General features: G+C 70.1%; 19 protein-coding genes and 2 tRNA genes. 9 read left to right on the plus strand and 12 right to left on the minus strand.

Translation table 11 applies throughout. The features are described 5' to 3' along the window. The 3 genes from EV278_RS22955 to EV278_RS22965 form a co-directional block, all read right to left on the minus strand. Positions 1 to 95, minus strand: a 95-nt coding sequence (locus tag EV278_RS22955) for a GTP-binding protein (RefSeq protein ID WP_132095103.1), incomplete at its 3' end; no start/stop codon positions are given. 54 nt (positions 96 to 149) lie between these two features. Continuing rightward, positions 150 to 223 (minus strand) — tRNA-Gly (locus EV278_RS22960). Positions 224 to 313: 90 nt separating this feature from the next. Continuing rightward, a tRNA-Tyr gene (locus tag EV278_RS22965) sits at positions 314 to 399 on the minus strand. Between the two features lie 171 nt (positions 400 to 570). On the opposite strand from EV278_RS22965, the gene rlmB reads away from it, so the two are divergent. The 4 genes from rlmB (at position 571) to EV278_RS22985 (ending at position 4,111) form a co-directional block, all read left to right on the plus strand. After that, positions 571 to 1,389, plus strand: a complete 819-nt coding sequence (rlmB, locus tag EV278_RS22970) for a 23S rRNA (guanosine(2251)-2'-O)-methyltransferase RlmB (RefSeq protein WP_132096412.1) — start codon at positions 571 to 573, stop codon at positions 1,387 to 1,389. Between the two features lie 122 nt (positions 1,390 to 1,511). Further along, positions 1,512 to 2,951, plus strand: a complete 1,440-nt coding sequence (locus EV278_RS22975) for a hypothetical protein (protein WP_132096414.1) — start codon at positions 1,512 to 1,514, stop codon at positions 2,949 to 2,951. A gap of 42 nt (positions 2,952 to 2,993) precedes the next feature. After that, the gene (locus EV278_RS22980; protein WP_132096416.1) at positions 2,994 to 3,737 is read left to right on the plus strand and encodes a TerC family protein; all 744 of its coding nucleotides are present in this window, start codon (positions 2,994 to 2,996) and stop codon (positions 3,735 to 3,737) included. Next, the gene (locus EV278_RS22985; protein ID WP_132096418.1) at positions 3,737 to 4,111 is read left to right on the plus strand and encodes a DUF423 domain-containing protein; all 375 of its coding nucleotides are present in this window, start codon (positions 3,737 to 3,739) and stop codon (positions 4,109 to 4,111) included. The genes EV278_RS22980 and EV278_RS22985 overlap by 1 nt, the downstream gene beginning before the upstream one ends. Positions 4,112 to 4,131: 20 nt before the next feature. Here the strand turns inward: EV278_RS22985 and EV278_RS22990 are convergent, their stop codons facing one another. The 4 genes from EV278_RS22990 to EV278_RS23005 form a co-directional block, all read right to left on the minus strand. Beyond that, positions 4,132 to 7,716 carry a hydantoinase B/oxoprolinase family protein gene (locus EV278_RS22990; RefSeq protein ID WP_132096420.1) on the minus strand — a complete coding sequence of 1,195 codons (3,585 nt, stop codon included), beginning with the start codon at positions 7,714 to 7,716 and terminating at the stop codon, positions 4,132 to 4,134. A 57-nt stretch (positions 7,717 to 7,773) separates the two neighbouring features. Further along, complete coding sequence (locus EV278_RS22995) at positions 7,774 to 8,343, minus strand: TMEM165/GDT1 family protein (protein ID WP_132096422.1); 570 nt, start codon at positions 8,341 to 8,343, stop codon at positions 7,774 to 7,776. 280 nt (positions 8,344 to 8,623) lie between these two features. Further along, a complete protein-coding gene (locus tag EV278_RS23000; RefSeq protein WP_132096424.1) occupies positions 8,624 to 9,361 on the minus strand; it encodes a DUF2793 domain-containing protein in 738 nt (245 codons plus the stop codon). Between the two features lie 90 nt (positions 9,362 to 9,451). Then, positions 9,452 to 10,459 carry a nitronate monooxygenase family protein gene (locus EV278_RS23005; protein ID WP_132096426.1) on the minus strand — a complete coding sequence of 336 codons (1,008 nt, stop codon included), beginning with the start codon at positions 10,457 to 10,459 and terminating at the stop codon, positions 9,452 to 9,454. Between the two features lie 218 nt (positions 10,460 to 10,677). On the opposite strand from EV278_RS23005, the gene EV278_RS23010 reads away from it, so the two are divergent. Both EV278_RS23010 and scpA read left to right on the plus strand, forming a co-directional pair. Beyond that, a complete protein-coding gene (locus EV278_RS23010; protein ID WP_132096461.1) occupies positions 10,678 to 12,087 on the plus strand; it encodes a methylmalonyl-CoA mutase family protein in 1,410 nt (469 codons plus the stop codon). After that, complete coding sequence (gene scpA, locus EV278_RS23015) at positions 12,084 to 14,237, plus strand: methylmalonyl-CoA mutase (protein WP_132096427.1); 2,154 nt, start codon at positions 12,084 to 12,086, stop codon at positions 14,235 to 14,237. The genes EV278_RS23010 and scpA overlap by 4 nt, the downstream gene beginning before the upstream one ends. A gap of 640 nt (positions 14,238 to 14,877) precedes the next feature. Here scpA and EV278_RS23020 read toward each other — a convergent pair. After that, complete coding sequence (locus EV278_RS23020) at positions 14,878 to 15,105, minus strand: hypothetical protein (RefSeq protein WP_132096429.1); 228 nt, start codon at positions 15,103 to 15,105, stop codon at positions 14,878 to 14,880. 939 nt (positions 15,106 to 16,044) lie between these two features. Here EV278_RS23020 and EV278_RS23025 point away from each other — a divergent pair. Both EV278_RS23025 and EV278_RS23030 read left to right on the plus strand, forming a co-directional pair. Continuing rightward, positions 16,045 to 16,326, plus strand: a complete 282-nt coding sequence (locus tag EV278_RS23025; protein WP_132096431.1) for a hypothetical protein — start codon at positions 16,045 to 16,047, stop codon at positions 16,324 to 16,326. A gap of 8 nt (positions 16,327 to 16,334) precedes the next feature. Next, a complete protein-coding gene (locus EV278_RS23030; protein ID WP_132096433.1) occupies positions 16,335 to 16,910 on the plus strand; it encodes a Uma2 family endonuclease in 576 nt (191 codons plus the stop codon). Positions 16,911 to 16,915: 5 nt separating this feature from the next. On the opposite strand, the gene EV278_RS23035 is transcribed toward EV278_RS23030, so the two are convergent. Beyond that, positions 16,916 to 17,380, minus strand: coding sequence for a DUF4112 domain-containing protein (locus EV278_RS23035; protein WP_132096435.1), 465 nt, complete (start codon positions 17,378 to 17,380; stop codon positions 16,916 to 16,918). A gap of 130 nt (positions 17,381 to 17,510) precedes the next feature. On the opposite strand from EV278_RS23035, the gene meaB reads away from it, so the two are divergent. Continuing rightward, entirely contained in the window at positions 17,511 to 18,494 is a 984-nt protein-coding gene (meaB, locus tag EV278_RS23040) for a methylmalonyl Co-A mutase-associated GTPase MeaB (RefSeq protein WP_132096437.1), read from the plus strand. Between the two features lie 22 nt (positions 18,495 to 18,516). On the opposite strand, the gene EV278_RS23045 is transcribed toward meaB, so the two are convergent. The 3 genes from EV278_RS23045 to rlmJ all read right to left on the minus strand — a co-directional run bounded on the left by EV278_RS23045 (position 18,517) and on the right by rlmJ (position 21,321). Further along, positions 18,517 to 19,131: a hypothetical protein gene (locus EV278_RS23045; RefSeq protein WP_132096439.1), complete on the minus strand. Its 615-nt coding sequence runs from the start codon at positions 19,129 to 19,131 to the stop codon at positions 18,517 to 18,519. A gap of 82 nt (positions 19,132 to 19,213) precedes the next feature. Next, positions 19,214 to 20,491: a chromate efflux transporter gene (gene chrA / locus EV278_RS23050; protein ID WP_132096441.1), complete on the minus strand. Its 1,278-nt coding sequence runs from the start codon at positions 20,489 to 20,491 to the stop codon at positions 19,214 to 19,216. Next, positions 20,488 to 21,321, minus strand: a complete 834-nt coding sequence (gene rlmJ, locus EV278_RS23055; protein ID WP_132096443.1) for a 23S rRNA (adenine(2030)-N(6))-methyltransferase RlmJ — start codon at positions 21,319 to 21,321, stop codon at positions 20,488 to 20,490. Before rlmJ ends, chrA begins: the two co-directional genes overlap by 4 nt. Positions 21,322 to 21,353: the final 32 nt, after the last annotated feature.

The raw sequence follows: 21,353 nt of genomic DNA on the forward strand, positions 1-21,353 counted from the left end.
ATCGCCGCCGTCAACGTCGTCTTGCCGTGGTCAACGTGACCGATCGTGCCGATGTTGCAGTGCGGCTTAGTGCGTTCGAACTTTTCCTTGGCCATCGTCTCTACCTTCGCGCCGGCGGGCTTGTTTCAGGGAATTTCAGTATTGGGAGCTGGAGCGGGTAGCGGGAATCGAACCCGCATCCTCAGCTTGGAAGGCTGCTGCACTACCATTGTGCTATACCCGCCCAATACCCAAAGGGGGTCTAGCGGGGTCGCGATCGGCTCCCGGTCTGGCTTCTTTGGGGTCCAGGCCTCGTCGGAGCTCTCGTCGCGCGTGGTGGGGGAAGTAGGACTCGAACCTACGAAGGCGTACGCCAGGGGATTTACAGTCCCCCCCCTTTGCCACTCGGGACATTCCCCCAGCGCGCGACAGAGTTCCTTCAAAGCGACCCTTCCCTCCTCGAAACCGGCGGCGGACCGCCTGTCGCGAAAAAGGAACAAAAGCTTCCTCGAGACCTGTGAGACGGTGCTAAAGCAGCGCCGCCCTGGCTCTTGGAAACCCTCAGGGCCCCAAATCGGAGCGCGTCTTATAGTGTCCTCTCATTCCGAACGCAACGACCGGAAAAAGCCTTCTTCGCCCGGACGTGATTTTCGTTCCAAGCCTCGGGAAAACAACAAGTTTTCCAAGGGCCAGGGCGACGCCAAGGACTGGATCTGGGGGATTCACGCCGTCGAGGCCGCGCTTTCCAACCCCGCCAGGCCGGCTCCGAAACGCCTTCTGGCCACCCCCGATCGCGCCAAACGACTCGCTCCGGCGCTCAGCCGCGCGTCCTTCCTGCAGATCATGGAAGGGGCCGACATCGCCCGCCAGTTGCCGGCCGGCGCCGTGCACCAGGGCCTGGCCCTGAAGATCGACGAGCCGGAGATGCTGAGCGTCCACGACCTGGGGACCCCGGCCCAGGGCCTGTTGGTCATGCTGGACCAGATCACCGACCCGCAGAACATCGGCGCGATCTTCCGCTCGGCCGCCGCCTTCGGAGCCCGGGGGGTGATTCTGCAGGACCGCCACGCCCCCGCCCTGACCGGCGTGCTGGCCAAGACCGCCGTCGGGGCGGTGGACAAGATCCCCTACGCGCGCGTGGTCAATCTCTCCCGCGCCCTGGAGGAGCTGGCCGACCTGGGCTGGCGGGCCGTGGGCCTGGCCGGCGAGGCCGAGGGCACGCTGGACCAGGTGCTGGATGATCGTCCGACGGTCCTGGTGCTGGGGTCGGAGGGCGAAGGCGTGCGCCGGCTGGTCGCCGAGCACTGCGACGTGATGGGCAAGATCGCCATGCCCGGCGGCTTCGAGAGCCTGAACGTGTCCGCCGCAGCGGCGGTGGCGCTCTACGAAGCGTCGAAAGTTCGCGCCTGAGAAGAAACCGGTTCGTGAATCGCCGTTAACCGTTTTGATTTCATCGCGACGACGTGGTTTTCTTGAGCGGGGACGCGAGGCTCCGCTTGGCGAAGACATCTGACCGTAAATCGAGGGAGCCGATGGCGCCTGATACACTCCGTTCGGCGGCGCTCCGCTCGACGGTTTTGGCCAGCTGCGCGGTGAGCGTCCTGATGATCGCCGGCTGCGGCGCGCGCACGCCGGTCGAGGCTCCGCCGGCCGCGCCGGCGGAGTTCGGTTACGAGACGACGCAGCCCCCCGGCCCCGTTGCAGAAGCCGCGCCGGCCGACGGCCTGCTGGGCGGTCCGCCCAGCGCCGCGGACTCCCAGGTCCCGGTCGCCGCGACCGAGTCGCCCCTGAAGACCTGGCGTCGCCCCGACGGGACCCTGGTCACCGCCATGGCGCCGATCGCCGATCCGCAGGACTCGCCATCACCCGTTCGCGCCCCTGTCCGCCGCGCACAGCCCGCGCCGGTCGTGCCGGCCCTCCGGCCCCATGTGGCGTCGCCGCCTGTCGCGCCTGTCCGCGCCCCGGCCCGGGTCGCCGCGCCGGTCGCCCACGCCGCGGCCCGCTCCGCGGCCAGGCCGGCGCCGGTCGCCCCGCCCGCGCCCAGGCCGGTGGCCGTGGCGCCCGCTCCGGCTCCGCTAAAGCCCGTGGCCGTCGCCCAGCCGGCCGAGGCCCCGGCCCGGGCGCCGATCGTCGCGCCGATCACCCCGGCCGCTCCAGCCGCCAAGCTGCCAGCCCCGCTGCCGACGCTGCAGGCGACCGTCGGGCCCGAAGCCGCCCGGGGCGCGACCCTGGCCGTGGCGCAAAGCCTGACCGCGGGCCAGGAGGGCCAGGTCACCCTGTCCCTGCCCGCCACCCTGGGCGACCGGATCAGGACGGAAGCCGCCAAGCTGGGCCTGAGCCAGGCGGCCCGGAAGATCAGCGCCCATGCCGATCTGCGAGGCCCGGGCTATGAGATCGCTCCCAGCGGCCGCCAGACAACCGTGGTCAAGCCCGGCCAGCCGATCACCTTCGCCTGGCTGGTCAAGCCGACCGCCGCCGCCCAGGGGCCGCTGAAGGCCGAGTTCGGCGCGAGCCTGAACGGCGCCAAGCCGGCCCAGGAGTTCACCCTGGGCTCGATCGCCAGGCAGGTGGCCCCGATCGAGGACGCGGTAAAGGACAAGGCCGATCACCTCAGGGGCGCCCTGCCCGACCTCAACCGCTACGCGATGGTGGACGTGCCGGGGGTGGGCAAGATCCCGGGCAAGTCGCTGCTCGGCGGCGCTCTGGTGCTGCTGGCCCTGCTGATCCTGGTGGTGATCTCGCGCAACGCCGCGGCGGCCCAGGCCAGAGCCCAGGCCGAGCGTCGCCGCCGGGTCCGCACCCAGGCCGAGTACAGCCACGACCACATGGGGTTCGACACGCCGAGGCCCCCCGCGACGGCCGCCCCGCACGGCGGCCCTGGCCGGCCGGAGCACAACCCGTTCGAGCCCGCCGCGCCGGACGCCCCCGGCCGTGAGGGCGCCGCGCGCAAGGAACTGGAGTCGGTGGACTAACGGACGCTTGCCAGACCCGTCCGCCTGACGCATTGAGGCCGCATGTTTGACGCGCTCCTCGCCCAGGCGGGCGGACTGAACGGTCCGTTCGCGGCCTTCCTGTCCGTCTTGATGATCGACCTCGTCCTGGCGGGCGACAACGCCGTGGCCGTGGGGCTGGCGGCCGGAGGCCTGCCGGCCAAGGACCGCAAGAAGGTCATCCTCTACGGCCTGGGCGCGGCCGTGGTGCTGCGCATCAGCTTCGCCCTGATCACCACCTGGCTGCTGGGCGTGATCGGCCTGCTGCTGGCGGGCGGCGTGCTGCTGCTGTGGGTCTGCTGGAAGATGTGGCGCGAGCTGCGCGAACAGATCACCCACGACCAGGAGGACGCTCGCGCCATCCTGGACAACGATCCGGCCACCGAACCGCGCGTCAAGCCGGCCAAGAGCTTCAGGCAGGCCTTCCTGCAGGTGCTGATCGCCGACGTCTCGATGTCGCTGGACAACGTGCTGGCCGTGGCCGGCGCGGCCCGCGAGCACCCGGCCATCCTGGTGTTCGGCCTGCTGCTGTCGATCATCCTGATGGGCGTGGCCGCCACCGCCATCGCCAACCTGCTGCACAAGCACCGCTGGATCGGCTTCGTGGGCCTGGCCATCGTGCTGTACGTCGCCATGCACATGATCTGGGAAGGCCATCGCAGCGTGGTCATCGACCTGCACAAGACCGACGCCTACAACGCCGCCGCCCCGTCGTTCCTCGACATCAAGCCGGCCGAGCTGGCCGCGCACAACAAGCACAAGAAGTGATGCGCGGCCCGGCCCTCGTGGTCCGCCTGGCCGCCCTCAGCGGCTTCCTGGCCGTGGCGTTCGGGGCCTTCGCGGCCCACGGCGCCAAGGACGCCCGGGCGGCCGAGCTGTTGCATACCGGATCGCTGTACCAGATGACCCACGCCCTGGCGGTGTTCGGCTGGCTGGCGTTGCGCAAATCGGGCGGCAGGGCGGATGTAACCGTCCCCGCCCTGTTCCTGGCCGGCGCCGTGCTGTTCTCCGGCTCGCTGTACGCCCTGGCCTTCGGCGCGCCGCACATCCTGGGCCTGGTCACCCCGTTTGGAGGCCTATGCTTCCTGGCCGGCTGGCTGCTGCTGGCTTGGCGAGCGGGGACAATCAGGGACGGGGCTTAGGGTCGAAGGGAGGACCTCGGTTAGGCGACCCCGTAACCCCCGCCGCCCGGCGTCTCGATCACGATTGTGTCCCCCGCCGCGACCTCCACCGCGTCGGTCGCGCCCAGCGCCTGAACCGAGCCGTCGGCCCGCTCGACCCGCGCCGAGCCCACCAGCCCCTCGCCGCCGCCCGCCAGACCGAACGGCGCCACCCGTCGCCGGTTGGACAGCAGGGTCGCGGTCATCGGTTCGCGGAAGCCGATCCGCCGCACCACACCGTCGCCGCCGCGATGCGCCCCTGCGCCCCCCGAGCCGCGCCGGATCGAGAAGGCCTCGACCAGCACCGGGTAGCGGCTCTCCAGCACCTCCGGGTCGGTCAGGCGGCTGTTGGTCATATGGGTCTGGACCGCGTCGGCGCCGTCGAAGTCCGGTCCCGCCCCGGCCCCGCCGCAGATCGTCTCGTAGTACTGCCGCCGGTCGTCGCCGAAGGTGAAGTTGTTCATCGTCCCCTGGGCGGCGGCCATCACGCCCAAGGCGCCATAGAGGGCGTCGACCACCACCTGGCTGGTCTCGACATTGCCGGCCACCACGGCCGCCGGATAGCGCGGCCGCAGCATCGAACCCTCGGGGATCACCAGCTCGACCGGCCGCAGGCAGCCGTCGTTCATCGGGATCTCGTCGTCCACGAGCGTGCGGAAAACGTACAGCGCCGCCGCCCGGCAGATCGAGGCCGGGGCGTTGAAATTGGTCGGGACCTGGTCGCTGGTTCCAGTGAAGTCGACCCGCGCGGTCCGACCCGCGCGGTCGACGGTGATCGCCACCTTCACCACCGAGCCGTCGTCCAGCTCGTAGGCGAACGCCCCGTCCGACAGGGTCGCCAGCACCCGCCGCACGGCCTCCTCGGCATTGTCCTGCACGTGGGCCATGTAGGCCTCGACCACGTCCTGGCCGAACTCGGCGACCAGGCCGGTCAGGCTCTCGGCGCCGCGTGCGCAGGCCGCCACCTGGGCCTTGAGGTCGCCGATGTTCTGGTCGGGATTGCGGGCCGGCCAGGGGCCCGAGGCCAGCAGGGCCCGGACCTCGGCCTCGCGGAACCGCCCGCCCTCGACCAGCAGGAAGTTCTCGATCAGCACCCCCTCCTCCTCGACCGTGCGGCTGCCCGGCGGCATGGAACCTGGCGTGATCCCGCCGATGTCGCCCTGATGGCCGCGGGCGGCGACGTAGAAGGTCAGGACCCCGGCCGCGTCGAACACCGGCATGACCACCGTAACGTCCGGCAGATGGGTGCCGCCGTTGTAGGGGGCGTTGAGCATGTAGACGTCGCCAGGCCGCAGACCCCGGCCGTCGTGCAGCCGCCCGTCCCGGATCGCCCGCACGCTGTCGCCCATCGAGCCCAGGTGCACGGGCATGTGCGGGGCGTTGGCGATCAGGTTGCCGTCGCGGTCGAACAGCGCGCAGGAGAAATCCAGCCGCTCTTTGATGTTGACCGAATAGGCGGTGTTCTGCAGCGCGAAGCCCATCTCCTCGGCCACGGCCATGAACAGGTTGTTGAACACCTCCAGCATCACCGGATCGGCCTGGGTCCCGGCGGCGTGGCGGGGCACCAAGGGCGCGACCCGGTCGAGGATCAGGTTCAGGTGACGATCGACCGTGGCTCGCCAGCCCGGCTCGATCACCGTGGTGCCGGTCGCCTCGCGGACGATGGCCGGCCCCGCCACCTCGCCGCCGATCGGCAGGGCGGCCCGATCGAAGACAGGCGTGGCCTGGTCGGCGCCGGCCATGCGGACGATCAGAGTCGCCAGCGGCTCGGGCTGGGATTCGGCGCCGGACCCCAGATCGGGCGCGTCCCCGGCATCGGCGTGACCGATCGCTTCCACGGCCAGAGCCTCGACGACCAGCGCCGTGCCCGGCGAAACGAAGCCGAACCGCCGCTGGTGCAGGGCCTCGAACGCTGCGCGCACGGCCGTGGCGTCGCCTAGCGGCACGCGCAGCGACGTGTCGGTCCCGGCGTACTTGACCAGCAGGCTGGCGATCGTCTCGATCCGGACCAGCGGCACGTTCTGGGCCCGGAGCGCGGCCTCGGCCTCGCCCGCCAGGACCGCGGCGCGGACGGTCAGATCTTCGGCGGCCTGCGCCAGCGGCTGCTCCACGGTCGCCTCGCGCAGGGTCCGCAGGTCGGCCAGGCCCATGCCGTAGGCGCTCAGCACCCCAGCAAACGGATGAATCATCACCTCGGTCATGCCCAGGGCGTCGGCCACCAGGCAGGCGTGCTGGCCGCCCGCGCCGCCGAAGCAGGCCAGCACGTAGCGGGTGACGTCGTAGCCCCGCTGGATCGAGATCTGCCGCACGGCCTTGGCCATGTTCTCGACGGCGATGGTCACGAAGCCCTCGGCGATCTCCTCCGGCGTCATGGCCTTGCCGGTGGCCGCCAGGATCTCGGCGGCCAGCGCCTCGAACCTGGCGACGACCACCTCGCGATCCAGCGGCTGGTCGGCGTCGGGGCCGAACACCGCCGGGAAGAAGGCCGGCGACAGCTTGCCCAGCATGACGTTGCAGTCGGTCACCGTCAGCGGGCCGCCGCGCCGGTAGCAGGCGGGGCCGGGGTTGGCGCCGGCGGAGGCCGGACCGACGCGGAACCGCGCGCCGTCGAACGAACAGATCGAGCCGCCGCCGGCCGCCACGGTGTGGATGTTCATCATCGGCGCGCGCATCCGCACGCCCGCCACCACCGTCTCATAGGCCCGCTCGTACTCGCCCGCGAAGTGGCAGACGTCGGTCGAGGTGCCGCCCATGTCGAAGCCGATCACCCGCTCGAACCCGGCCTGGGTCGCCGTCCTGGCCATGCCCACCACGCCGCCGGCCGGGCCGGACAGGATCGCGTCCTTGCCCCGAAAGGCGTGAGCGTCGGTCAGACCGCCGTTGCTCTGCATGAACAGCAGGCGCGTCTCGCGTCCCAACGCATCCGCCACCTTGTCAACATAGCGACGCAGGATGGGCGAGAGATAGGCGTCGACCACCGTGGTGTCGCCTCGCCCGACCAGCTTCATCAGCGGGCTGACCTCGTGGCTCACCGAGACCTGGGTGAAGCCGACCTCACGGGCGATCGCCGCGACCCGCGCTTCGTGGTCGGTGAAGCGGAAGCCGTGCAGCAGCACGATGGCTGCGGCGCGGAAGCCTGCGTCGAAGGCGGCTTGCAGATCGGCGCGGGCGGCGACCTCGTCCAGCGGCCTCAGCACCGATCCCTCGACGCTCATCCGCTCGTCGATCTCGACCACCCGTGCGTACAGCGCCTCGGGCTTGACGATGCGGCGGTCGAACAGCTTGGGCCGGGCCTGGTAGCCGATGCGCAGGGCGTCGGCGTGGCCTCGGGTGATCACCAGCACCGTGGGCTCGCCCGCTCGTTCGAGCAGGGCGTTGGTGGCCACGGTGGTGCCCATCTTAACCGCGTCGATGGCGCCGGCGTCGCCGAGCAGGACCCGCACGCCGGCCACGGCCGCGTCGTCATACTGCTCAGGGTTTTCCGACAGCAGTTTATGGGTCAGCAGGGTTCCGTCCGGTCGCCGCGCGACGATGTCGGTGAAGGTGCCGCCGCGGTCGATCCAGAACTCCCAGCCGCGGTCGGTCATCAAGATCCCCTTTGCCGGGCACTCTTTTGGCGTCGCGGGCGCCCGGCATCAAGGGCGTCAGGCGCGGAAAGCCTCGACACCCGCCCAGACGCCCAACCCCAGAAAGATCAGGGCCGCGCCGAGGCGGACATACTTCAGTGGTACGACCTTCGTCGCCGCCTCGCCCAGGTACACGGCGGGGATGTTGGCGGCCATCATGCCCAGGGTCGTGCCGGCCGCGACCCAGAACACGTCGTGGAACCGCGCGCCCAGCGCGACCGTGGCGATCTGGGTCTTGTCGCCCATCTCGACCAGGAAGAAGGCGATGGTGGTGGTCAGGAACACCCCATAGCGGCCCGCGCCGCCGGGCAGGTCGTCGTCGGCCTTGTCGGGGATCAGGGCCCAGGCCGCCATGGCGACGAACGACACCGCGATGGCCCACTTGAACCAAGCGCCGTCGAACAGGCCCGAGACCAGCGAGCCGGCCAGGGCCGCCAGGGCATGGTTGGCCAGGGTGGCGACCAGTATGCCCAGAATGATCGGAACGGGCTTCTTGAAGCGGGTGGCCAGGATGATGGCCAACAGCTGGGTCTTGTCGCCGATCTCGGCGATGGCCACCACGAGGGCCGAAACGAGCAGGGATTCCATGGATCAAACACCGTCCGGGCCGAGCGCACGCCAATAGCGTCGGAGACCCCGCCCAGCCCGGAACGGAAACCGACGCCATTGGTCTCGCCGCGGAAGCTGCTGCTTCCTTCACCCGCGCCATGCCTCGAAAGGCAAGTGTGTTGACGACGAGCCCCGCTGATGGACGCGGGCGGCTACTCCCCAAAGGTGACGGGGTGAGTAGCGGGAATGGCGTTTGGGGTCAATGCGATGGAGGCGCGCGGGCTGGGGACAGGCGCATGCGCCTGTCCCCCTTCGGAGATCAGACGCTGGCCGGCGGGTCGAAGCGCATCGCGTGGATCGACACCCGCACCTTGCCGCCGGTGAAGGCGCCGCCGGCCGCCGTGATCACCACCGGCGTGTCGGCATAGTAGGCCGTCGGGCCGATCACCCCGACATTGCTGGCGTTCTTGGCCACGCCCAGCGACGCGCCGAACTTGCCCGCCTCCCCGGCCACGCCGCAGCTGTAGGATGTCGCCCCGGTGATCGCCGCGCTGGTGCGGGTCGAGACGCCCAGCACGATGGCGCGAGCCGGGATCATCACGGTGGTGGCCACCGAGGCGCCCGACAAGGCCACTTCCTGATCAAGGATCTCGAACCGCGTAGTGGCGAAGAATGGCGAACGGGCGGCGGTCAGGGCCTTGAAGGTCGAGGACAGCGGGGTCCAGTTCTCGCCATCGTGGATCAGGGCCAGGCCCTCGTCGATGATCCAGGCCAGCCAGCCGGCCTTGGGCGTCAGGGCCTCCCAGGCGCCATCGACATAATGGGCCAGCAGGCCGGCGGCCTTGTCGAACCACGAGGCGCCGGTCGCTCCCGCTGGCAGAATGTGCATCGCCCCGTCGGCCGGCGAAGCCGGCTGGGCGGCGACCGTACGGCTCTGGACCGCCAGCTGGACCAGGCCGTCCAGCCTGCCGAGCGCCTCGTTGACCGTGATGTGCTTCTGGGCCCGGCCGGCCGCCACGAAGGGCAGCGACAGGCGAGGCGTGGTGGTGTTGGACATGGGAACTCCTGGAGGGTTTCAACGCCTCCAGTGTCGCCCCGCCGCGAGTCCCCGAGGATCGACGGCTGTCGATCCCCTGCCCGTCTCCGCCTATTGGGCCGCGAAAGCCAGGCGGTTACCGGAAGTCAGCGCGGTCTTGGCGGCCAACTCCGCTTTCGCGTCCTCGTATTGCTCCGCGAACTTGGCCACCAGTTCAGCCGCCGACAGCACCGCGTCGATGGCCCCGACGCCCTGGCCGGAGCCCCAGATGTCGCGCCAGGCCTTGGCCTCCTGGTTGCCGCCGGAGCCGAAATTCATGGCTGACGGGTCGCTGACCGGCAGGTTCTCGGGATCCAGCCCCGCCCGGACGATCGACTGGCGCAGATAGTTGCCGTGCACGCCGGTGAACAGGTTCGAATAGACGATGTCGTTGGCGCGGGCCTCGACGATGGTGTCCTTGTAGCCCTGAGGCGCGTTGGCCTCCTTGGTGGCGATGAAGGCCGAGCCCACATAGGCCAGGTCCGCGCCCATGGCCTGGGCGGCCAGGATCGAGCGGCCCGAGGCGATCGAGCCCGACAGCGCCACCGGTCCGTCGAACCACTGGCGGATCTCCTGGACCAGGGCGAACGGCGACAGGGTCCCGGCATGGCCGCCGGCCCCGGCCGCCACCGGAATCAGGCCGTCCGCGCCCTTTTCGATGGCCTTGTGGGCGTGCTTGTCGTTGATCACGTCGTGCAGGGTGATGCCGCCGTAGGAGTGAATCGCGGCGTTCAGGTCCTCCCGTGCGCCCAGCGAGGTGATGACCACCGGCGCCTTGTACTTCACACAGAGCTCGACATCCTCCTGGAGCCGGTTGTTGCTCTTATGGACGATCTGGTTGACGGCGAACGGAGCCGACGGCGCGTCGGGATGGGCCTTGTCATGGGCGGCCAGTTCCTCAGTGATCCGGGCCAGCCATTCGTCGAGCTGCGAGATCGGCCGGGCGTTCAGGGCGGGGAACGAGCCGACGATCCCGGCCTTGCACTGGGCGATGACCAGGTCCGGATTGCTGATGATGAACAGCGGAGACGCGATGACAGGCAGGCGCAGGCGGTCACGCAGGATCGGCGGCAAGGCCATGGGAACGTCTCCTTTGGGCGGCCGCTTCGGGCGGCGCATGTAAACAGCGTTAGCTTAAACGGTCGTTCGCACCCGGCGCAAGCGCTTGACCTCCCCTGCGGCACGGGCGCATCTGCTGATCAAAACAAGAAAATGCTGCGGTGCAGGAGACAGACGTCGTGAATCACCCGTCCCCTCGGCTGGCCGAGGATTTTGGCGCCCCGGACCGCTCGACATGGATGGCCTTGGTCGAAAGGACCCTCAAGGGCCAGACGTTCGACGACGCCTTGATCACCCAGACCCCAGACGGCGTCGCCATCCAGCCGCTCTATACGGCGCAGGACGGCGTGGCCGTGGCCCGCGACCTGCGAGCTCGTGACGCCGATCGCCCCTGGGACCTGCGCATGCGCGCCGCCCATCCCGATCCCCGCCAGGCCGCCGCCGAGATCGTCAAGGACCTGGAGGGCGGCGCGGCCTCGGTGCTGCTGGTTCTCGATCCCGCCGGGGTCAACGGCGTGGCCGTCGGCTCGTTGCAGGACCTGGCCCAGGCGCTGAACGGCGTGCTGCTGGACCTGGCCCCCGTCGCCCTGGACGCCGGCTTCCTGGGCCCCAAGGCCGCCGACTGGCTGGCCGCCCTGGCCAAGGCCGCGCCCAACGCGCCCCTGGCCTTCCACATGGATCCGCTGACCGCCTTCGCCCAGGCCGGCGTCAGCCCGGGACCGGTCGAAAGCCACCTGATCTCGACGGCGACGGTCGGGGCGCGGCTGTCGGACACCTACGCCAAGGCCAGCCTGATGCTGGCCACCGGCCGGGCGGCGCACGAGGCCGGCGGCTCCAACACCGAGGAGCTGGCGGTGATGGCCGCCTGCGCCCTGGCCTACGCCAAGGCTTTGGTGCGGGCCGGTCTCTCCTTGCAGGAGGCCTTCTCCCGGATCACCCTGGGCGTCAGTCTCGACGCGGAATATTTCACCGGCGTGGCCAAGGTCCGCGCCGCCCGGGCCCTGTGGGCGCGGATCACCGAGGCCTGCGGCGCATCGGTTCCCGCCGTCATCGAGGCCCGCTCGTCGCAGCGGATGCTGACCCGGGCCGACGCCTGGACCAACCTGCTGCGCCTGACCGCCGCGGGCTTCGCCGGGGCGGTCGGCGGGGCGGACGCCATCGTGCTGGGCGCCTTCACCGACGCCATCGGCCTGCCCACCGCCTTCGGCCGTCGCCAGGCCCGCAACACCCAGCTCGTCCTGATGGAGGAAAGTCACCTGGGCCGCGTCGCCGACCCGGCCGGCGGGTCCTGGTACCTGGACAGCCTGACCGACCAGCTGGCCCGCGCCGCCTGGGGCGGCTTCCAGGCGATCGAGGCGGCCGGCGGGATCGTCAAGGCGCTGGAAAGCGGGCTGGTCGCCGACATCGTCGGCGCCACCCGAGCGTCGCAGGAGGCCGCCTTCGCCGACAAGCGCCGCAAGATCCTGGGCGTCACCGCCTTTCCCAACGCCGACGACAAGCCGGTGGAGGTCGCCACGCCCAGCGCCGATGACTTCGCCGTCGATTCGCCCAGCGTCCGCGTGCCCGGACCCGACTCCCGCTGTCCGCCGCTGACGCCCATCCGGTTCTCGGCCGCCTTCGAGGGAGCCCCAATGGGGGTAGGGGCATGAGCAAGTTCCCCGACTTCACGAGCCTCCCGTTCGAAGCCGCCGCGACCAAGGCCGCTCCGGAAGGCGCACCCTGGACCACGCCGGAAGGCATCGAGGTGCCGCCCGCCTTCACGGCCAAAGACACCGCCGGCCTGGACTTCACCGGCGGCTATCCCGGCGTCGCGCCGTTCGTGCGCGGCCCCTATCCGACCATGTACGTGACCAATCCGTGGACGGTGCGGCAGTACGCGGGCTTCTCGACCGCCGAGGACAGCAACGCTTTCTATAGACGCAACCTGGCCGCCGGCCAGATGGGCCTCTCGGTCGCCTTCGACCTGGCCACCCACCGCGGCTACGACAGCGACCACGAGCGGGTGAAGGGCGACGTCGGCATGGCCGGCGTGGCCATCGACTCCATCCTCGACATGCGCACCCTGTTCAGCGGCATCCCGCTCGACAAGATGAGCGTCTCGATGACCATGAACGGCGCGGTGCTGCCGATCCTGGCGCTCTACATCGTCGCCGCCGAGGAACAGGGCGTCAGCCCCGACAAGCTCTCCGGGACCATCCAGAACGACATCCTCAAGGAGTTCATGGTCCGCAACACCTATATCTATCCGCCCGGTCCCTCGATGCGGATCATCTCGGACATCTTCGCCTACACCTCGGCGAACATGCCCAAGTTCAACTCGATCTCGATCAGCGGCTACCACATGCAGGAGGCCGGGGCCTCGGCCGACCTGGAGCTGGCCTATACCCTGGCCGACGGGATCGAGTACGCCCGGGCCGGCGTCGCGGCCGGCATGAGCATCGACACCTTCGCCCCGCGCCTGTCGTTCTTCTGGGCGATCGGCATGAACTACTTCATGGAAGTGGCCAAGATGCGCGCCGCCCGCCTGCTGTGGGCCAGGCTGATGAAGCGCGAGTTCGATCCCAAGGACGACCGCTCGCTGAGCCTTCGCACCCACAGCCAGACCTCGGGCTGGTCGCTGGCGGCCCAGGACGTGTTCAACAACGTCGCCCGCACCTGCGTCGAGGCCATGGCGGCGGTCAACGGCCAGACCCAGAGCCTGCACACCAACAGCCTGGACGAGGCCCTGGCCCTGCCCACCGACTTTTCGGCCCGGATCAGCCGCAACACCCAGCTGTTCCTGCAGATGGAAAGCGGCACGACCCGCGTCGCCGACCCCTGGGGCGGCAGCTACTATGTCGAGAAGCTGACCCATGACCTGGCGGTCCGGGCCTTGGCCCATATCGAGGAGGTCGAGGCCCTGGGCGGCATGGCCAAGGCCATCGAGCAGGGCCTGCCCAAGCTGCGCATCGAGGAGGCCGCCGCCAAGACCCAGGCCCGCATCGACAGCGGCAAGCAGAGCGTCGTGGGCGTCAACCGCTACAAACCCGAGATCGCCGACGACATCCCGGTGCTGAAGGTCGACAACACCTCGGTGCGCAACCAGCAGCTGGAGAAGCTGGCCCGGCTGAAGGCCGAGCGCGACCCGGCCCGGACGGCGGCGGCCCTGAAGGCGCTGGAGGACGGCGCCCGGGAGACCGGCAACCTGCTGGCCCTGGCGGTCGACGCGGCCCGGGCCCACGCCACGGTCGGCGAGATCAGCCAGGCCATGGAAAACGTCTTCGGCCGCCACCGCGCCACCATCCAGTCGATCCAGGGGGTCTATATGAAGGAAGCCGGCGCCGATCCGGCCGCCGCCCGGGCCAAGGCCATGGTCGAGGCCTTCGAGCAGGCCGACGGCCGCCGACCGCGCATCCTGGTCGCCAAGATGGGCCAGGACGGCCACGACCGGGGCCAGAAGGTGATCGCCACCGCCTTCGCCGACCTGGGCTTCGACGTCGACATCGGGCCGCTGTTCCAGACCCCGGCCGAGGCGGCCAAGCAGGCGGTCGAGAACGACGTCCACATCGTCGGCGCCAGCTCCCTGGCGGCCGGCCACCTGACCCTGGCCCCGGAGCTGAAGGCCGAACTGGCCCGGCAAGGCCGGCCGGACATCATGATGGTTGTCGGCGGCGTGATCCCGCCCCAGGACTTCCAGGCCCTGCGCGACGCCGGCGCCGCGGCGATCTTCCCGCCCGGCACGGTGATCGCCGAGGCGGTGATCGAGCTGCTGGACAAGCTGAACCAGCAGCTGGGCTATACGCAGGGCGAGGCGGCCTAAACATCCGGGGACTCGCGCGTGCGCATGCCCCCGACCGGGGAATCCCGGCGGGTGGGAGGCGGCGGAGCGTCCGGGCCATGCCCGGTGTAGGGTTTTAGCAGAGTACCGTTTCGACACGTCACGAACGCTCCGCGCGGCGCGTTTTCCGGTGAGCCTCCGGGGCGCGGGGTCTTAACCCGCTCCCGAGAGAGGCCCCCGACGGGCGGAGGGGCGACGACCCCGTCCGGACCGCCTGGGCGATTTCAGCCCAGGCCTGCTGCGCCTGCCGTTCGGCGTCGAAGATTTGGTCCCGCCGTCCGATCCGGGTCGCCCGAAGTCCCAATCCAAGGACCCCCACGTCCCGCCGACCGGCTCGATGGAGCCCTCGACGCCGGCCGACGGACGCTTCCCGCTCGACCGCCCCCATCGCACGCTTCGGTCGCCGGCCGGACGTCCTCCCCGCGACGGGGCGAGGACAAGTATGGGCGGAGTTTGAGCCCGGCGGCGGATGTGACGCTGCTTTTCTTGCAGAGCGTTGAATTGGCTGGCGTTCTTGTCGCTGTTCGCGGGGAGGGAGCGCCGCCTATCCCCCAAGCCTTATCCTTCTCCACGAGGGCTGCAATTGCACAGGATGACAGCTTCACGCCTGCGGTTGGGATGGCTAGGAGAGCGGAGGCTCGTCGTTCTCCGGCGCCCCCTTGACCGGCTCAGCGGCCTCGATCGCGTGCTTGGCGGGTTGGTCGAGCACCGCGCCGAACCCCAGCAGGACGGACGCCAGCATCAGGCCGCCCTTGGCCCTGGAGCCAAGCCGCTTAGCGGCCCAGGCGACAAGCGGCGCCAGCACCAGCAGCGCGGCCAACGCGATCAGGTATTGGGTCCAGCCAGCCATGCCGTGTGAAGATCGATCAAGGTTGGATCAGCTATCCGTCCTTCGACGATACCACGTCACGGCCCAAGCCATGAGCCGCGCTCGCTGAAGATAGACGACATAGAGCAGCCCCCAGGTAATGAACCAGGCGGGTGTTGCGAATTTCGGGTAGGGCGACAGCAGGAACAACAACGGGACCGGCCACGAGATAAGGCATATCCCAAAACCGGCCCATCGAGCCTTGGTTCGCGGATCCACGCCCATAAGTTCCTGTCACCGATCGCTGGAAGACCGACCGTACCCTTGTCCGGCCAAATGACAAACGAACCGCTCAAATTGCGCGGCGCCGGCGCCAGATTCGGCTCTCGCCCCGATGCTCGGCTTAGTTACGCCCCACCGGTGGCGGAGGTGATGTCGGCAGCGCGATGCCTAGCTGCCCGGCGCACCATCTCAGCGCGCGATACCGGGCGGCGCTAAGGCCTGTGGCCCCTCTCGTTCTTAACCGGCAAACCACGCTCGGCCCATTTCCCTCGCGCGAGTAGTAGACGACGGTGCTTCTCCCGCTCCCGTCGCTGAGCGCTTTATAGCCGAGTGGTTCCGGCCTTTCGTTTCGGCGTATTGGGCCGTCATCCCAGGCTTTCAGGTGTTCGGCCCGAACGACTTGCTCGGCGAAGGACTCCGCGTTCATCCCCTTGGGGAGATCGATCACCTGTGCGTCGATACCTTCGACCAGCAAGTCCGAACCATCGAGGGTCCTGAGCACAGTGAAATCTGCACTCTGGGACGCCAGCAAAAACGCCAAACCTTGAGCGAGCACCGTCATACCGTGAGCCTTTTTAGAGAACTTAAACGGGGCCACGACCGTCTGCATTTCCCTGATTTATCTAAGGGATTCAGGCCGCACACTTTCGCTAGGTCCCGCCGGACCGTTTGCATCTAGCGCCCCTCGAACAAGGTCTCATGCAGGCGATGTCTGTATTGGGTCCATCCACACCCTCCACCTTCCTGTCGGAGGCGAACCCGGCTCCGACCTCCAGCTGGCGCCGCTTCCCCCTGCACGCTCTCTGGACGGCGACCAGCGCGGCCGTGGCGATCAAGCTAGCCGGCTGGCGCGGCGGCGAGGCGCTGTTCGTGTGGCCGTTGAGCGCCGGCGCGGGCCTCGTCACCGGCCTTGGCGTCTGGTGGATCGCTTATGGCCGCCAGCGACCGGCCAAAGTTCCGAACGCGGTTCGCCCGTGTTAGTCTGGGGCATGAACGCCTTGGCCCGCGCGCTCGAAACCTCCCAGCCGCACAGGTTCACCCTGGATGACGTTCTGCGCATGCAGGCCGCCGGCATTCTCGACGAAGACGCGCGCGTGGAACTGATCGACGGGGGGCTGGTCGAGATGGCTTCGGAAGGCGCGCCGCATACGCGCGTGAAGATGCAGATCGCCAAGGCGTTCCTGGCCCAGGCGGGCCAGGCGTTCGAGGTGATCGTCGATTCGACCCTGCGGCTGTCGGCGACCTATGCGCCGGACCCCGACCTCTATGTCTATGACGCGGCGATCCCGCTTGAATCGGTGACCGGCGCCAATGTCGGCCTGGTGATCGAGGTCGCCCAGACCACGCTGGCCAAGGATCTGTCGATCAAGCTGGAACTGTATGCGCAGCATGGGGTGCGCGAGTACTGGGTGGTCGACGTCAACACCGACACCCTCATCGTCCATCGCGATCCGGACGGCGGCCTCTATCGCGATGTGAGTCGACATTCGGCTCAGGACATTGTCTCGCCCCAGGCCTGCCCGCGACTGGCGCTCCGCCTGACGGACCTGCCGCCGATCCGCTGACCGGCCTACCGCCGCGCCTTCTTCACCCGCCTGGCCTTGCGGGTTTTGGGGTCGATCTCGTCGGGCAGGCCGTGCCGGGTCTCGATGTCCTTCTGCAGGGCCCGGGCGGCCATCAGGTGGCCGGGGAACAGGGTGTCGACGGCCCAGCCCAGCACCGGCACGGTGTCGGACAGGTTGTCGGCGGCCAGATAGGCCGCCATCCGCGCCAGGGTCGGCGCCGAAGCCTTGGCCTGCACGGCGTGGAACAGCAGCAGGCCGCCCGCGCCAAGACCGTAGGCCAGGCCCGCGCCCGGGACCCAGGCCAGCACGCCGTCCAGCCCCAAGCCGAACGGACCCAGGCCGATCAGCCGGTCGGACAGCCGCTTGATGGTCTCGGCCTGGCGCCAGGCCTGGTGCGCCTTCTGGCGCTGGCTGGCGGGCCCTTCGTCGACGACGTAGCCCTCGACAGTCTCGGCGGTGCGTTCGCTCATGTCAGGTCAACGCTCCGGCCCGCCGTTGGTTGTCGATCCGGCGTACAAGCCTGCCGCTCCGGGGACATTCCGGCAAGGCGCGATGACGGTTTCGGTTTCCGCGGCCGCCGTCGTCCTCTAAGCGGGACGGGTGAGCCCGCCCATCGACATCGCCGACGTTGAGACCCGCCTGGTGGCCGGAGACCGCGCCGCCCTGGCCCGTGCCATCACCCTGGTCGAGAGCCGGCGGCGCGACCACCAGAGGGCGGCCCGCGCCCTGCTGGAACGGCTGATGCCGCGCACCGGCCAGGCCCAGCGGATCGGGATCACCGGCGTGCCGGGGGCCGGCAAGTCGACCACGATCGAGACTTTCGGCTCGATGCTGACCGCCGCCGGCCACCGCGTGGCGGTGCTGGCCGTCGATCCCTCGTCTGGACGGCATGGCGGTTCGATCCTGGGCGACAAGACCCGGATGGAGCGGCTCAGCGTCGATCCCGACGCCTATATCCGCCCCTCGCCCTCTGGCGGGGTCCTGGGCGGGGTGGCGCGCAAGACCCGCGAGGCCATGCTGCTATGCGAAGCGGCCGGCTTCGACGTGATCATCGTCGAGACCGTCGGGGTCGGGCAGTCCGAGACGGTGGTGTCCGACATGATCGACATCTTTCTGGCCCTGCTGATCCCCGGCGGCGGCGACGAATTGCAGGGCATCAAGAAGGGGCTGATCGAGCTGGCCGACCTGCTGGTGATCAACAAGGCCGACGCCGACCCGGCCCGGGCCGAGCGCTCGGCCCGCGACTATCGCAACGCCCTGCACATCCTGACGCCGGCCTCGCCCGACTGGACGCCCCCGGTGCTGACCGCCTCCGGCCTGACCGGAGCGGGTCTCGACGTCCTCTGGGCCCAGATCGGCCGCCATCGCGAGATCATGACCGCCAATGGCGCGCGGGCCGCCCGGCGGGCCGACCAGGACAGCCGCTGGATGTGGGCCATGGTCCAGGACCGTCTGGCCGAGGCCTTCCGCGAGGCGCCGGCCGTGGCGGCGATCGCGGCGGAGGTCGAGCGCGCGGTGCGGGCCGGCGACCTGCCCGCCTCGGCCGCCGCCGACCGGTTGCTGGCGGCGTTCGGGCTGGACTAGCCAGACGAGCGGTCGAACGGGATCAGGCGCCGGCCGTCAGCCGCTTGGCCTGGGCCACCCAGGCGTCCCGCTCGGCGCGGCCCCTGAGGTTCAGCTTGACGTCGAAGTCGGCCAGATCGTCGGCGCCCCAGGCGGCGATCTGCTCGAAGCGCGTCACGCCCAGCTCGGCCAGGGACGCGGCCAGCTTGGGACCGATGCCGACCAGCTGGGTCAGGTCGTCGGCGGCCGACAGGGTCGCCTCGGCCACCGGCTCGGCGGCGGCCTCCACGACGTCCTGAGCCTCGGCCGTCACGGTCTCGGCGGTGTCGAGCGCGGCTTCGGCGGCCGCCTCGCTGGCGGTCGCCGCGATCGGGGCCAGGATCGGCGCCTCGGTGACGGGATCGATCGGGGTTTCGACGGCGGGCTCGGGCGCCAGCGCGACCGATTCAGGGACGGGCAAGGTTCCGGTCAGGGTCGGGGCCAGCAGGGCCTCGACATTGACGGCCTCGCGCCAGCGGGCCGACCACCACCACCAGGTGGCGCCGGCCATGGCCGCGCCGCCGAACACCAGCCAAAGCGGCGAGGCCGCGCCGGCCACCAGGTTGGGGCCTTTTTCGGGGTCGATCTTGGGCAGTTCGGGAAGGAACGACAGGGTCATGGCCGAGCTCCAACAACCGTTTTGTGCAGTGCAACATAACACGGTTTTCGACTTGGCGAGTCGTAAAAAACACAGCTCTCGCTCAAATCAGTCCGGTGGCGCCCAGCGCCAGGCCGGCGGCGACCATGGCCCCCACCACCGCCAGGATCGGGGCGCGCAGGGCGAACACCAGGCCGCAGGCCAGGACGGTCAGCGCCGCGGCCGGCAGATTGACGCTGGCGAGGTCGGGCGCCTCGGCCCGTAGCGGTCCCCAGGCCCGGACCGCGCCCACTCGGAACAGCAGGTGGATCGCGAACCAGACGGCGAGGTTGGCGATCACCCCGACGGCCGCCGCCGAGACCAGGGCCAGGGCGCGGGCGGGCCGCGGGCGCGAGCGCAGGCGCTCGAAGAATGGCCCGCCGGCGAAGATCCACAGGAACGACGGCGCGAAGGTGGTCCAGGCGGCCATCAGCCCGCCGGCCAGGGCGGCGATCCAGGCCCATTCCGGCGGCGCGTTCTGGTAGGCGCCGACGAAGCCGACGAAGACCAGCACCAGCACCAGCGGCCCCGGCGTGGTCTCGGCCAGGCCCAGGCCGTCCAGCATCTGGCCGGGCGCCAGCCAGCCGAACGCCCCCGCCGCCTGGCCGACATAGGCCAGGGCCGCATAGGCGCCGCCGAAACTGACCACCGCCAGGACGCTGAACACCCCGCCCATCCGCGCCAGGGTCGATCCCGGCGCGAAGGCCAGGGCCAGCAGCACCGGCGCCAGCCAGACGGCCAGGCAGACAAGGGTGGTGCGCCAGGGGGTCCGCGCCCCGGCTTCCGGCTGTACGACCGCCACCGCGCCGCCGCCCAGGATCCAGCCCACCGCGCCGGCGGCCAGGATGATCAGCGGAAAGGGCACGACGGTGAAGGTCAGGGCGGCGAAGGCCAGGCCCGCCGCCCACCAGCCGGCTGCGCCCTTGATCGCTCGACCGCCCATGCGGATCAGGGCCTGCAGCACCAGGGCGACCACCGCCGCCTTCAGTCCCAGCAAGGCCGGCCCCGCCCAGGCCGCCTGGCCGTGGGCGACGTACAGCGCCGACAGGCCAAGCATCACCGCCAGGCCCGGCAGCACGAACAGCAGCCCCGCCGCGATCCCGCCGCGCACGCCGTGCAGCCGCCAGCCCAGCCAGGTCGCCAGTTGCTGGGCCTCCGGCCCCGGCAGCAGCATGCAGAAGCTCAGGGCGTGGGCGAATCGCTCCTCGTCGACCCAGCCGCGCCGCTCGACCACTTCGCGGTGCAGCAGGGCGATCTGGCCGGCCGGACCGCCGAAGCCCAGGCAGCCGACCTTGAGCCAGACCCAGAACGCTTCCCGGAAGGAAGGCTGGGGGGCCGTCACGCGCGCCAGATCCGCGCCTTGGCGCCGGCCTCGCCCAGGGTGTCGGCCAGCCAGGTGGTGGACTCGGCGATCGCGCCTTCGGTGGACGGGGGCGCCCCGACCATGACCATCGCGCTGCCGTTCATCTTCATTGGATCCGTCAGAGGCCTCAGGCGCAGTTCCGCAGCTAGCGCATCGTTCGTGACGGTTTCCATCGCCCGCATGAAGGCGTCGAAGGTTTCCAGGTCCTTCAGCGGCGTCCAGGCGGCGATCACCGCCGTCTTGTCCCGGGCCAGCACCGCCCGGGTTGTGGCGACGATCTGGGCGTAGTCGTCGCTGCGCTCGAACGGCGGGTCGATCAGCACGAAGGTGCGGCCCTCGTTTTTGGCGCCCTTCCCGGCCCGCGCCGCGGCGGTGGCGTAGCCGTCGTCCTGGACCGCCTGGGCGAAGGCGTAAGGCGCCAGGGTCCGGCGCAGGCTGTCGAAGTCGTCGGGCCGCAGCTCGCAGGCGGTATAGCGGTCGATCTTGCGCAAATGGCGGGCGACCAGCAGCGGCGAGCCGGGATAGAGCGTCCCCGCCCCGTCGCGGTTCAGGGCCTTGACCGCCGCCACCAGCGGCGCGAACACCGCCGGGACCTGGGCCATCGCCAGCAGCCGGCCGATCCCGGCCGCCGCCTCGCCCGAGCGCTGGGCCATGTCGCCGCCCAGGTCGTAGGCCCCGGCCCCGGCATGGGTGTCGATGACCGACAGGGGCGCGTCCTCGGCGGTCAGCGCCTTCAGCAGGGCCAGCAGGATCGCGTGCTTCTGCAGGTCGGCGAAATTGCCGGCGTGGAAGGCGTGTCGGTAGTTCATGTCTGGCGCGTCGCTCCCGGAACCGGCGCTTC

The sequence above is a fragment of the Caulobacter sp. BK020 genome, from assembly GCF_004342605.1.
Classification (GTDB): Bacteria; Pseudomonadota; Alphaproteobacteria; order Caulobacterales; family Caulobacteraceae; genus Caulobacter.